At 61.5% G+C, this 12,612-nt stretch carries 7 protein-coding genes and 3 pseudogenes; 6 read left to right on the top strand and 4 right to left on the bottom strand.

Annotation, left to right across the window (positions count from 1 at the left end):
• Positions 1-63: 63 nt before the first annotated feature.
• A complete protein-coding gene (locus JCM21793_RS02630) occupies positions 64-1,662 on the bottom strand; it encodes a putative bifunctional diguanylate cyclase/phosphodiesterase (RefSeq protein WP_025029370.1) in 1,599 nt (532 codons plus the stop codon).
• Between the two features lie 4 nt (positions 1,663-1,666).
• Positions 1,667-3,316, bottom strand: a complete 1,650-nt coding sequence (locus JCM21793_RS23760; protein WP_051556102.1) for an ATP-binding protein — start codon at positions 3,314-3,316, stop codon at positions 1,667-1,669.
• 371 nt (positions 3,317-3,687) lie between these two features.
• Between JCM21793_RS23760 and JCM21793_RS02615 the strand changes: the two genes are divergently transcribed.
• The 3 genes from JCM21793_RS02615 to JCM21793_RS29985 all read left to right on the top strand — a co-directional run bounded on the left by JCM21793_RS02615 (position 3,688) and on the right by JCM21793_RS29985 (position 5,809).
• Positions 3,688-4,983, top strand: coding sequence for a sulfite oxidase (locus JCM21793_RS02615; RefSeq protein ID WP_025029369.1), 1,296 nt, complete (start codon positions 3,688-3,690; stop codon positions 4,981-4,983).
• 88 nt (positions 4,984-5,071) lie between these two features.
• Complete coding sequence (locus tag JCM21793_RS28080; RefSeq protein WP_244439635.1) at positions 5,072-5,644, top strand: c-type cytochrome; 573 nt, start codon at positions 5,072-5,074, stop codon at positions 5,642-5,644.
• A 24-nt stretch (positions 5,645-5,668) separates the two neighbouring features.
• Entirely contained in the window at positions 5,669-5,809 is a 141-nt protein-coding gene (locus JCM21793_RS29985) for a hypothetical protein (protein ID WP_244439634.1), read from the top strand.
• Positions 5,810-5,974: 165 nt separating this feature from the next.
• On the opposite strand, the gene JCM21793_RS02600 is transcribed toward JCM21793_RS29985, so the two are convergent.
• Positions 5,975-6,718 carry a hypothetical protein gene (locus JCM21793_RS02600; RefSeq protein ID WP_025029368.1) on the bottom strand — a complete coding sequence of 248 codons (744 nt, stop codon included), beginning with the start codon at positions 6,716-6,718 and terminating at the stop codon, positions 5,975-5,977.
• Complete coding sequence (locus JCM21793_RS02595) at positions 6,715-7,221, bottom strand: RNA polymerase sigma factor (RefSeq protein WP_007010739.1); 507 nt, start codon at positions 7,219-7,221, stop codon at positions 6,715-6,717. Before JCM21793_RS02595 ends, JCM21793_RS02600 begins: the two co-directional genes overlap by 4 nt.
• Before the next feature lie 229 nt (positions 7,222-7,450).
• Between JCM21793_RS02595 and deoC the strand changes: the two are divergent.
• From deoC to JCM21793_RS23735, 3 pseudogenes are all read left to right on the top strand, one after another.
• A pseudogene (gene deoC / locus JCM21793_RS23745) lies at positions 7,451-8,409 on the top strand (deoxyribose-phosphate aldolase).
• Between the two features lie 11 nt (positions 8,410-8,420).
• Positions 8,421-10,816 (top strand): annotated as a pseudogene (locus tag JCM21793_RS23740) (aldehyde dehydrogenase family protein).
• Positions 10,817-11,029: 213 nt separating this feature from the next.
• Positions 11,030-12,543: pseudogene (locus tag JCM21793_RS23735) on the top strand (ABC transporter substrate-binding protein).
• The last annotated feature ends 69 nt before the right edge of the window (positions 12,544-12,612 follow it).

The following is a 12,612-nucleotide window of genomic DNA, read 5'->3' as shown; positions in this document are numbered from 1 at the left end:
CTTCGGGATTGCAGAGAGATCGACGTGGCGGCGTGGCCGGTTTGGGTCTTTCCCGAACTCGCCTCAGCGCTGCGAACGGTTTGGCGACGAGCGGGCAGGGGCCCGGGTGCGCGCCTGCTCCGGCTGCCGCGCTGCCGGAAGCGCTTCGTCATCCAGCGTGAATTCTTCCAGCGCGAACGGTTTGCTGAAGTAATAGCCCTGCGCGATCCTGATCGCCGTGTGCTGCTTCAGGTAGTCGACCTCTTCCCGGGTCTCGACCCCCTCGATCACCAGTGTCATGCCGAGGGCGCGGCCAAGCGACTCGATGGCCTTCAGCACGCTTTGGCTGCGTGGCCTCTGATGGACGTTCTGCACGAAAGACCGGTCGATCTTCAACTCGTCTGCGGTCACGGCAGCGAGCGCGGAGAGGGAGGAATACCCAACGCCGAAATCATCGATGGAGACTTTCACCCCGGCCTCGCGCACCATGGGCAGGATGTTCCTGCTCAGGAGATCGCCGTTTAGAAAAGCCTCTTCGGTGATTTCGAGAACAAAGCGCTCCGGGCGGCGATAGGAGGTCAGCCGGTCGAGCAGATTGCGCATGAAACCGGGATCGGTCGACTGGTGCGCCGTGATGTTGAGGCTGATTGAGGTGCCGTGCGAAAAAACGGCGTCAATCTGTGGAAGCGAGGTCATCACCTCGTCGACGACGTGTTCGGAAACCGCATCAATGATGCCTGCGTCGGTGGCGAGATTGACGAAGTCGCCCAGAACCCGGAGCTGGCCGTCGTCATCTCTCCAGCGCAGCAGTGTCTCGATCCCGACCACACCATTGGTATGGATGTCGACCTTCGGCTGATAGGCGCAACGGAGCCTGTGGTCGCGCAGGGCGGTGCGCAGGCGCTGTTCGACGGACATGTCGCCATTGCCGGGCCGGGCCGGTGTGTCCGGCTTGTAGCCGACTCTTCCCTTCGATTCCGACTTTGCGCCACGAAGCGCCTGGTCTGCCGAGACCAGCAATTCCTCGAAACTGGCACCATCCTTCGCAAACATGCTGATGCCAATGGAGGCGGAGGAGAAGGTTTCGATACCCTTGACCTGGAAAGGCTCCTTGGAGCGGTCGAGGATTGCGCCTGCGTAGTCCGGGAGGTCGAGGCCCGAAAGATCGGTCACGAAAACGCAGAACATGCCGTTTGAGAGGTAGCCGAGAATGTCGGAGCGTCGAACACAGCCCGACAGGCGCTCGGCGAATGCTGCAATGAGCCCGTCGGTAAAGGCTGCGCCGTAATAGTCGTTGGTGCGACCGAGCCCGTCGAGATCGATCAGAAGCAGGGCGGCTTCTGCGTTGGGCTGGGCCTCGAGTTCGGCGCCTATGGCGCGCGCCAGAAGCGTTTTGTTCGGCAGGCCGGTCAGTTCATCAAAGAAGGCGAGCCTGAAGATATCTTCGTCGAATGCGGGCTCCGCTTCGCTATCCAGCCAGAGGCTGCAATTATAGGTGCGATCACCGGTCTTCGAGGCAAAACGCAGCTCACGCATCGACTGCGGTTCGAGTGCGGATGAGCACAGGCTGGCCTGCTGATTGGTGTAGACACGCCGCCCTTCGGAATCGGCAATGGCCAGGCCGAACGGAGCGTGCTCGAGAATGGCCTCCAGATCGGCGTCTGCCGGGCGAACCGGGTTCATTTCGCTACCTGCCCAGATATTCGCGCCGCGCCGTCTGCAGAGCTCTGGCGATCTTGTCCTCAGCGGCTCCCGCGGATGTGCGAACCTGCCCGCTCGACCCTGTATCGGCAGCAGAGGGCTCCTGTGGCGGGTCGGTCTGAGTGTGGCTCATGATTGACCCGCGCCAGCGTTCCACGACAGCATTGACAAATTCCCGACGCGATCCGGGATTGAGGTCTTTGGGAAGCGCTGATGCGGCTTCGCTTCTGGGAAGCAGCTCTTCAGACAGGCGGTTGAAGACGAACTGGACGGGAAGCGGCATCCCCTCACCGAAGCCGATCACTTCACCGGTGCCGAGCGACGGAACGAAGTCCACCAGATTGGCCGTTGCGTCGGAGACGGCCGATTTGAGCAGGGCCTGGTCGCGGTCATTGGCCATGCGCATCGCAAAGAGCGTGTTGCACTGTGAGATGATGGTCGCATCGAGCTCGGCCGGTCGCTGGGTCACGAGGCCGAGATAGACGCCGTATTTGCGCCCTTCCTTGGCAATGCGGGAGAGCGCGCTCTTGCTCGGCAGGAAGCCGACGCTCGGATCGGCTGCAGCAAATCGGTGTGCCTCCTCGCAAACGAGAAGCAGTGGCATGGCGCCGTCGCTCCACATGCCGAAATCGAAGGCAAGCCGCGAGATGACACAGACCACCGCATCCACGACCTCGATCGGTAAACTGGCGAGCTGGATCACCGTCACCGGACGGCCGTTCGCCTCGAGGCGGAAAAGCTCGGTCAGTATCGTCACCATCGTATCGCCTCCGACTGTCGCATTGGCGAACATGAAGGCGTAGCGCGGATCGTTCTTGAGGGTTTCGATACGGCCGATCAGCCGGTGATGGGTCATGCGCGAGGAGCGGTTTTCCAGCTTGCCCATGCGCTCGTCGATCAGCGCCAGAAGGTCCTGCATCAGATAGGGAGCCGGCGTGTCGGCGGTAAAACCCGACTGCCGTGGCTCGACCTTTCGCAAGGCGCTCGGGCGTTCGGCGCTCTGGCGGCGGTTGAGATACTGGGTTTTCGCGAGAGGAATGAGTTCCGAAAGGATATCCTGCTCAGCCGGAACGGGCGGTTTGCCCGCGTAGAGGACGTCCGAGAACTCTTCGAAGTTGAAGAGCCAAAAAGGCAGGCGCAGGTTTTTTGCCCCGACGAGGTTGGCCTGGTCGCCGAAGACGCTGCCATACTCATTGTGATGATCGAGGATGAGAACACGCAACTCCTGCCAGGTTCTGATCACCTGCCGAAGGATGACTGCAAGCCCGCTGGATTTGCCCACACCGGTGGAACCCAGGACGGCGAAATGCTTGGTGACGAGATTTTCGACATCCACATAGGCGGGAACACTGGTGTCGTTATGAAGCCGCCCGACTTCAGCGAAGGTGGACTTGTTGCCACGGAAGATGAGGCGTAGCTGCTCACTGTTGATGATGCGCGCCCTGTCGTGGATTGCCGGATAGGCTCCGACGCCCCTCCGGAAGCGCTGTCGGCCTGTCTCGTCCGTGGAAATCTCGCCGACGAGATCAACACGGGCGATCGCCTTGAGCTCGGGACCGGAAACGGTATGGGGCGCCTTCAGGGAGACTTCCGTTACCACGCCGAGAAGTTCGCGCGTGCCGGCCATGATCGCCATGAATTTTCCGACAGTTGTGCGAAGCTCCTCCGTCGTTCTGACAATCGGCAGCTCGATATAGGCTTCCGAGCCTTAACGGAGCATACGTGGCAGTCTGGTGCGTTTTGGCCGGGTGCCGCGTGTGCGATACCGTTTTGGTGCTCAACCATGAATGTCCGCTTCCTGCAGCCTACCGGAGACATTGTTTTTGTTCAGGCGCGTAAGGCGGGAATTTGCCATGCATTCCATGATTTTTCGTTAAGACGCGTAGATTTCCGCCAGAAACGACGCGGAATGATGGAATAATTTTCCCGCTTCGCACGTCTCTGTGTCGACGCATACCTACAGATGTGTCCGCCAGCCAATTTCGCCAGCGCAGAGGGAGGAACCAGATGACGCGCATCGCCGAGACAACCAGGGCCCGGGACGGGGCCGCACCTGCGGATGATGGTCATCCTGCAGAGCCTTCGGAAGGCATCGTCAATTCGGGGCGTCGTGGTTTCCTGAAAAACACCGGGCTCGCCACCATGGCTGCCATGGTCGGGGCTTCGATACCGTTTCACCGCAACATGCCTGCGGGGCTGGTGCCGGCGGCATTCGCACAGGACAGCGACGTGCTGGCCGGAAAGGAGGGGCTGACGCTTCTCAACGACCGCCCGGTCAACGCCGAGACCCCGGCTGAACTGCTTGACGATGCGGTCACGCCCACGAGCCGGCATTTCATTCGCAACAATGGCATCCCGCCACAGGATGTGAACCCGGAAAGCTGGACACTGATGATTGACGGTTTCGTCGACAACAAGCTCGAGCTTTCCATCGCCGATCTGCGCGAGCAGTTTGAAGTGGTGACGCTGCAACTCACGCTGGAATGCGGCGGCAATGGCCGCAGCGCCTTCGATCCGCCGGCGAAGGGCAACCAGTGGACCCATGGCGCCGTGGCCTGCTCGGAATGGACGGGCGTTCGGCTGAAGGACGTGCTTGAAAAGGCCGGTGTCCAGTCGAATGTCGTCTACACCGCCCACTACGGCGCAGACGGCCACCTTTCGGGTAACCCCGACAAGCTGCCGATTTCGCGCGGTCTGCCCATCGACAAGGCGATGACCGACAACATTCTCATTGCCTTCGAGATGAACGGCGAGGCGCTGCACCCGATGAATGGCGCGCCGCTGCGCCTGGTGGTGCCGGGCTGGCCGGCCTCGACCGCCCAGAAATGGCTGACCCGCATCGAGCTGCGTGATCAGGTTCATGACGGCCCCAAGATGACGGGCACCTCCTATCGTGTGCCGGCCTATCCGGTGGCGCCCGGCCAGGAAGTGCCTGAAGAAGATTTCGTCATCATCGAACGCATGCCGGTGAAATCTCTCATCACCTTCCCGGCCAAGGGTGCGGATATCGGCATGGAAACGGAGGTGCGCGGCCATGCGTGGTCGGGCGACCGTTCCATCAGCAGGCTGGATATTTCCATTGATTTCGGCACGACCTGGCAGGAAGTGGAACTGGACGATCCGGTCAATGACGGCGCCTGGCAGAACTGGCGCAGCAAGGTGACATTCCCGCAGGCCGGCTACTATGAGGTCTGGGCGCGGGCGACGGACAGTGAGGGCGACATGCAGCCTTTCGCAATCGCCTGGAATCCCAAGGGTTATCTCAACAACACGATGCACCGGGTTGGTGTGCGCGCGAGCTGATCGCACAGCGCAACTTGCTCAATCATCATGATACCGTGAAGCGGTGGAATGCCGCTTCACGGACCCCATTTCCATGGAGAAAAGAAGAATGAAGCTTGCTCGCGTTCGGCTGGGTGTTGTCGGACTTGCTCTCTTTGCCGCCACGCCCGCTCTGGCGGATGTTCAGGCCGGGCTGGCCGATGCCGACACCGCAAAAGGCGAAAAGCTCTTCAAGCGGTGCGTTGCATGCCACACGATCGATAAGGACGGCAAGAACAAGGTTGGCCCCAATCTCTATGGAGTGGTCGGCAAGCCGGTCGCACAGGTTGAAGGCTACTCCTACTCGCCTGCCATGAAGGCATATGGCGGGGAGTGGACGGTCGAACGGCTGGACGCTTATCTGCTTCAGCCCCGCGCCGAGGTGAAGGGCACCAAAATGGCCTTTGCCGGCCTCAAGAAGGAAGAAGACCGCGTCAACCTGATCGCTTATCTAGGCACCTTCTCCGACACGCCCGTTCAGTCCGGTGCCGCAGTGGAAGAGGCCGCCCCGGCCGAGCAGACAGCGAGCGCGGAACCTGCGAAGGGCGACGTTCAGGAGATCGAGGGTGATTTCGGACGTCTGAAGGTCGCGCCGGGGTCGATACGACCTTCTACGCCTGTACTGCCTGCCATTCGGAAATGATTGTCGCGCAGCAGGGTCTCACCCGTGAGCTGGGACGAGATGCTTGAATGGATGGTCGACGAGCAGGGCATGGACGACATTCCGGAACCGGATCGCACCGAGATACTCGACTATCTGGCGACGCACTATAATGAGGACCGCCCCAACTTCCCCAATCCGAACTAGAGCATCGGACCGAAGCCTGCACCGCTTCACCCGGCCTGGGTGAAGCGGTGCAAAGGTTTGCTCTAGAGCACTTCCGCTTTTGGTTGAATCGCGAAAGCGCTCTAATTTGTTGTTTTTTTTGCAATTCCGGGCGGAAAACCGGTTCCCACTTTTCCTGGAATTGCTCTAGCCGCAGGATGTGGCCTGTGCGGTCGCGTCCCTTAGAGCGATCACGGTGTCGGGTTGCGCCATCCTGCGCGTCGCCTGTTCCAGATAGGCCGTGATTGCCGCGAACTTGCCTGCATCCATGCCGGTGGCGACGATCCGATAGAGGCGGTCGGGAACTTCCCATGCCGCGCTCTGCAGATCCGCGGCAGAGCCTCCTGCATTCAGCGGCTTTTCGCTCGAAAAGACCGTCAGGCGGCAACCCTCCCGGCCGGCGAAATGGGCTGCCACGCCATGCGGCACTTTCCTGACCGCGACAAGCGTGAGATTGGCCGCCGAGAGATCGGGGAACAGAGCGATCTCTTCGCCCGAAACAGTCTGGAAAACACCGTCCTGCGAAACAAATGCCTGAGCGGAGAAAGTCTCGTGAATGGCGAGTGGATCTTCCGGTGCAGGCGTATCCGGGCGGGTGAGCGGATAAGCGAGGACAATGGCGAGTGCGACGGAAGCCGCAAGGGCTGAGCCGACCCACCAGGGTCCCCATCGGCGCCCTGCACTACGGTTGTCGTTTCGCGCAGATGGTTGTGTGGCTGGCTGCGGCTTCAGGGCCTTCAGGCTGGCGGACATTTCGCGGATTTCGGCGAGCGCCGCCTTCAATTCCGGCTCTGCCTCGAGCCGGCGTGCAAAAGCTGCGCGGTCCTCGATCATTTCGCCGTCGTGAAATGCGTTGACCCTGATGAAATCCTCTTCCGTTACCTTGCTCATGGAGTCTGCTTTGCCTGCTCTTCATCCTGGCCGTCGCCGTTGACGCGGCGCAAAAGTTCTTTCCGGGCCCTGCTGACGCGGCTCATGACGGTGCCAATGGGCACGTTCATGACGTCCGCCGCCTCCGCATATTTGAAACCCATTATGTCGATGAGAAACAGCACCTCCCGTGTTTCGGGCGGCAGTCTCTCGAAGGCGAGGCGGATCAGAACATCGCGGCCTGCGCTGCCCGTTCCGTCGCTTTCATCCATAAGACGTTTTTGCACTGCGATATATTCACGGCGCACACGTCTTTTTCTGAGTTCGTCATAATGCAGGTTGCGGATGACGCGAAACATCCAGGGGCGCAGTTCGTCCATGTGTCCGGGGCGGGTTTGGTGACGCAGGGCACGTTCGACCGCGTCCTGAACCAGATCCTCCGGGCTTTCCGCAGGCCCGCAGATCGAGCGCGCATAGGCACGCAGCTCGGGAAGAAGCAGTTCGATCTGCGAAAGATGCCCCATTTGCTGCCGGCCGCGTCCCCTGTGCTCCGGTTGCGCCGGCATCGCCAAATGAGCCTTGCCGCCCGGAGTTGTCCTCTCGGCAAAGTAACCCCTGGGCTTGGCCTGTGGCAAGGCGGGGCGGCTTGACAGAGGGGTGGAAATTATGAAACGATCCAAACATAATGTTTCTATCGTAACATATCGATCGGGTGCCCGCCTCGCCGGCACAACCGAAACCACGGACGCAGCCATGACCGACGCACTCGCCCGAAACACCGGTACGCAACTGAAACCCGAATGGTTCGAGGATGTGACCGTCAACCGCACGGCGGCTGAGCGCCGGGCGGGCTCGCTGACGGCGCGTCGCTCGGTCAAGAAGGCCTATCAGGCGGCCTGGCTGGTGAAGGCCATCACCTGTATCGACTTGACCACGCTTGCCGGCGATGACACGCCGGGCCGCGTGCGACGGCTTTGCGCCAAGGCGCGGCGTCCGGTGCGCGAGGACATTCTGGCAGGCTGGGGCTTGCCGATGCCGGCATCACCACCGGCGCCGTCTGTGTCTATCCGACCATGGTTGGCCATGCGGTCAAGGCGCTGGAAGGCAGCAACATCCCCGTTGCATCGGTCGCCACCGGGTTTCCGGCAGGCCTCATGCCCCTGCCGCTGCGGCTGGCGGAAATCCGCTATGCGGTGGAGGAGGGCGCGCATGAGATCGACATCGTGATCACGCGCGAGCACGTGCTGACCCAGAACTGGAGCGCGCTTTATGACGAGATTGCCGCGATGCGCGAGGCCTGCGGCGCGGCGCATCTGAAAGCCATTCTGGCAACCGGCGATCTCAGCACGCTCACCAATGTCTACCGCGCCTCGATGGTGGCCATGCAGGCAGGGTCCGATTTCATCAAGACGTCGACAGGCAAGGAAGGCGTGAACGCCACACTGCCGGTAAGCCTGACCATGGTGCGGGCGCTGCGCGACTATCGCGAATATTCGGGCCAGATCGTCGGGTTCAAGCCGGCGGGCGGCCTCAAGACCGCCAAGGATGCGCTTGCCTGGCTGACGCTCATGAAAGAGGAGGCCGGCAATCGCTGGCTGGAGCCGGACCTGTTCCGCATCGGCGCCAGCTCGCTTCTCGGCGACATTGAACGGCAATTGGAGCACTACGTGACCGGCCGCTATTCCAGCGCCAACCGTCACGCGGTCGCATGAGGATCAAAGACATGTCTTCCATCAAGGATATTCTGAGCACCATGGAATACGGCCCCTCTCCGGAAGCCAATGGCGATGTTGTTGCGTGGCTCGATTCCCATGGCCGCTCCTTTGGCCATTTCATCGACGGGCGGTTTGTCAAACCGAAGGGTGCGCGCCAGATTGCCGTATCCAATCCGTCGGACGGGTCGCAGCTGGCCGAGATCGCCTGCGGCATGGCAGAGGATGTGGACGCCGCCGTGAAAGCGGCGCGTGGTGCATTCGGCAAATGGTCGAAGTTCTCCGGCCATCAACGCGCGAAATATCTCTATGCGATTGCCCGCCATGTGCAGAAGCGCTCGCGCTTTCTGGCGGTGCTGGAAACCATGGACAATGGCAAGCCGGTGCGCGAGACGCGCGACATCGACATTCCGCTGGTCGCCCGCCACTTCTATCACCACGCCGGCTGGGCCGAGATGGTGGAAGACGAGTTCCGCGGCTTCTCGCCCGTGGGTGTGTGCGGGCAGGTGATCCCGTGGAATTTCCCGCTATTGATGCTCGCCTGGAAGATCGCGCCGGCGCTGGCCGCCGGCAACACGGTGGTGCTGAAGCCGGCCGACCTGACGCCGCTGACGGCTGTCGCCTTTGCCGAGATCTGCCACGAGGTTGGCTTGCCTGCCGGCGTGGTCAACATCGTTCAGGGCGATGGCACAACGGGTGCCACCATCTGCGGCCATGCGGGCGTCGACAAGGTGGCCTTTACCGGCTCCACGCAGGTGGGTCGCGTCATCCGCGAGCAGATTGCCGGTTCCGGCAAGAAGCTTTCACTGGAGCTGGGCGGCAAGTCGCCGTTCATCGTGTTCGAGGATGCCGATATCGACGCGGCTGTCGAGGGCGTGGTGGACGCGATCTGGTTCAACCAGGGCGAGGTGTGCTGCGCCGGCTCGCGCCTGATCGTGCAGGAAGGGATTGCCGAGCGCTTTCATGCCAAGCTGAAGGCACGTCTTGAAACGCTGCGCGTCGGCGACCCGCTCGACAAATCCACCGATGTGGGCGCCATAGTGTCGCCGGTTCAGGTGGAGCGGATTTCCGCGCTGGTGGCAAAGGGTGTCGAGGAAGGCGGGCAGCTCTGGCAGGCTTCCGCCCCGCTGCCCGAGAAGGGCAATTACATTGCGCCCGGCTTCTTCACCGATGTCGAAGCCGCCGCGACCGTCTGCCAGGTGGAAATCTTCGGCCCCATAGCGGCCTCGATGACCTTCCGCACACCGGACGAGGCCGCAGCACTCGCCAACAACAGCCGCTACGGGCTTGCTGCTTCCGTCTGGTCGGAAAACATCAATGTGGCGCTGGATCTCGCCGCGCGCGTGAAAGCCGGCGTGGTCTGGATCAACTGCACCAATATGCTCGATGCGGGCGCAGGGTTCGGCGGTTATCGCGAGAGCGGTTTCGGGCGCGAGGGCGCGCGCGAGGGGCTTTACGAATATCTCACGGCCGACTGGGAAAAGAAACTTTCCGCTCCCAAGGCATCGGAAGCCTTCGTACCCTCAGCCTCTCCGGCGGGTGAGGGCAAGGTTCTGGTCGAGGGCATCGACCGGACCATGAAGAATTATATCGGCGGCAAGCAGGCAAGGCCCGATGGCGGCTATGTCTATTCGGTTGCCGGCAAGGGCGGGGTGCTGATCGGGCAGGCCGGCATCGGCAATCGCAAGGACATTCGCAACGCGGTCGAGGCAGCGGCGAAGGCCGGCGGCTGGGGTGGCGCGACCGGCCACAATCGCGCGCAGGTGCTTTATTATCTTGGCGAAAACCTGGAGGCGCGGCGCGCGGGCATGGAAGCGCTTCTGTGCGAGAGCACTGGCATCAGCGCGAAGAAGGCGACCGAAGAGTTCGACACCGCGCTGCGCCGCATCTTCTATTACGCGGCGCAGGCCGACAAATTCGACGGCGCGGTTCATTCCACCCAGTCGCGCCATGTGACCCTTGCCATGAACGAGCCTTTGGGGTTATGGGCATTGCCTGCCCGGACGAAGCGCCGCTTCTGTCTCTGGTTTCGCTGGTGCTGCCGGCCATTGCCATGGGCAACCGGGTCGTGGTCGTGCCGTCCGCACGTCATCCTCTGGTTGCCGGCGATTTCTATCAGGTGCTCGACACGTCCGATGTGCCGGGTGGCGTGGTGAACATCGTCACCGGCGAGCGCGATCTTCTGGTGAAGACGCTTGCCGAGCACGACGAGGTGGCAGCCCTCTGGTATTTCGGCTCGGCTGAAGGCAGCGCTATGGTGGAGAAGGCGTCGGCCGGGAACCTGAAGGCAACCTGGGTCAACAATGGCCGCATGCCGGATTGGCTGGATGACGCGCAGGGACGCGGGCGCGACTATCTGCGCCGTGCCGTTCAGGTGAAGAACATCTGGGTTCCCTACGGCGCGTGACGCGTGTCTTACGTTCTACGAATTAGCGTTCTGAAGGAATAAATTTCGCATCGGCCCGGCAGAAATGTCGGTCCGGTGCGAACATTTTGCTCTTTGCGGGATTCAAATGTCTCGCAGTCATCGTGTTTGCCGGTTAGATTAGCCACGAAACTGCGGGTTCGTGGCCACGGGCCAGGCGACTGCGCGGTTTGGAATTCGCAAAGGACAAGCAAGATGACAGCATCGCTGAAAGAGACGGGTCTGGGCCTTCGCAGCCTGACGATAAGTGTGGCGTTCGCCATTGTTGGTGCGACCGGCGCCATGGCGCAGGACAATGCAGACCCTTCCGCCGTCATTCGCATCGGCTCGCTCTATGAGCCGCAGAACCTCGACAACACGGCAGGTGCCGGGCAGGGCATCAACGAGGCCTTCAACGGCAATGTCTATGAGGGCCTGTTCCAGCTCACCGACGATGGCGACGTGGTGGAAAAGCTGGTCTCCGGTTTCGAGATGAGCGAGGACGGTCTCACCTACACCTTCACGCTGCAGCCGGACGTCACATTCCACTCGGGCGACCCGTTGACGGCGGCCGATGTGAAGCACAGCATCGAGCGCGTGACGGCCGAGACTTCGCAGAGCTCGCGCAAGCGCAGCCTGGCGAACATCGAGAGCGTGGAGGCGAAGGACGACAGCACGGTCGTCGTCACCCTCAAGGAGCGCTCCATCTCGCTGCCTTACAATCTGACCTATGTGTGGATCGTCAACGATGCCGCTGAGGACCTGACCTCCGGCGAGGACGGCACCGGCCCCTACAAACTCGACAACTGGCGGCGCGGCTCCAGCATCACGCTTTCGCCCTATGAAAACTACTGGGGTGAGAAGCCGAAGAATGGCGGCGTGACCTTCTCCTATTTCAAGGAGGCGACCGCCCTCAACAACGCGCTTCTGACCAATGCGGTGGACATCATCACCAGCGTGCAGAGCCCCGATTCCCTGATGCAGTTTCAGGACAATCCTTCCTTTGTGGTGACCGATGGCCAGTCCACCACCAAGGAAGTGCTCGCCTATAACGACCGCGTCGCCCCATTCGACAATGTGAAGGTGCGCAAGGCCGTTGCCCGCGCCATCGACCGCAAGCGCCTGCTGAACTCCATCTGGGGCGATCACGGCACGCTGATCGGCTCCTTCGTTCCGCCGACGGACCCGTGGTATGTCGACCTGAACGATGTCGACGCCTATGACCCGGAAAGCGCCAAGGCGCTGCTGGCCGAAGCCGGCTATGCGGACGGTTTCACCTTCACGCTCGACACGCCGAACTACGACCCGCATCCGATCGTCGCCCAGTTCCTGCAGAACGAACTGGCCAAGGTCGGCATCAAGGTGGAGATCAACATCATCACCGCGAATGAGTGGTACACGAAGATCTACCAGGCGCAGGATTTCCAGGCGACGCTGCAGGAACATGTGAACCACCGCGACATCGTGTTCTACGGCAATCCCAATTTCTACTGGGGCTACAACAACCCGCAAGTGTGGAATTGATTGCCTCTGCGGAGGCCAGCGGCTCCGAAGCGGAACGCGATGAGAAGCTCACGCAGGCAAACCGCCTTATCGCCGAGGATGCCGCCAGCGGATGGCTTTATCTCTATCCGCAGATTGTGGTATCGACCGCGTCGGTCAGCGGGTACCCGGTCAACGGCCTGAACTCGCAGTTCTTCGCATACGATATCGTCAAGCAGGCTCAGTAACCGATCCGGCGAGCCGCCATACGGTTCCACATCGCGTGGAATTGTCCTGAGGGAGGTTCCGATCCTCGT

This window comes from Nitratireductor aquibiodomus NL21 = JCM 21793, from assembly GCF_000615975.1.
Lineage (GTDB): Bacteria > Pseudomonadota > Alphaproteobacteria > Rhizobiales > Rhizobiaceae > Nitratireductor > Nitratireductor aquibiodomus.
This window is presented reverse-complemented; position numbering and strand designations above follow the sequence as displayed.

Bases quoted from the DNA above. Each gene is read 5' to 3' on its own strand.
- JCM21793_RS02615 (WP_025029369.1), top strand. From the start codon at position 3,688: ATGACGCGCATCGCCGAGACAACCAGGGCCCGGGACGGGGCCGCACCT.
- JCM21793_RS02630 (WP_025029370.1), bottom strand. From the start codon at position 1,662: ATGAACCCGGTTCGCCCGGCAGACGCCGATCTGGAGGCCATTCTCGAG.
- JCM21793_RS02595 (WP_007010739.1), bottom strand. From the start codon at position 7,221: ATGGGGCATCTTTCGCAGATCGAACTGCTTCTTCCCGAGCTGCGTGCC.
- JCM21793_RS23760 (WP_051556102.1), bottom strand. From the start codon at position 3,316: ATGGCGATCATGGCCGGCACGCGCGAACTTCTCGGCGTGGTAACGGAA.
- JCM21793_RS28080 (WP_244439635.1), top strand. From the start codon at position 5,072: ATGAAGCTTGCTCGCGTTCGGCTGGGTGTTGTCGGACTTGCTCTCTTT.
- JCM21793_RS02600 (WP_025029368.1), bottom strand. From the start codon at position 6,718: ATGAGCAAGGTAACGGAAGAGGATTTCATCAGGGTCAACGCATTTCAC.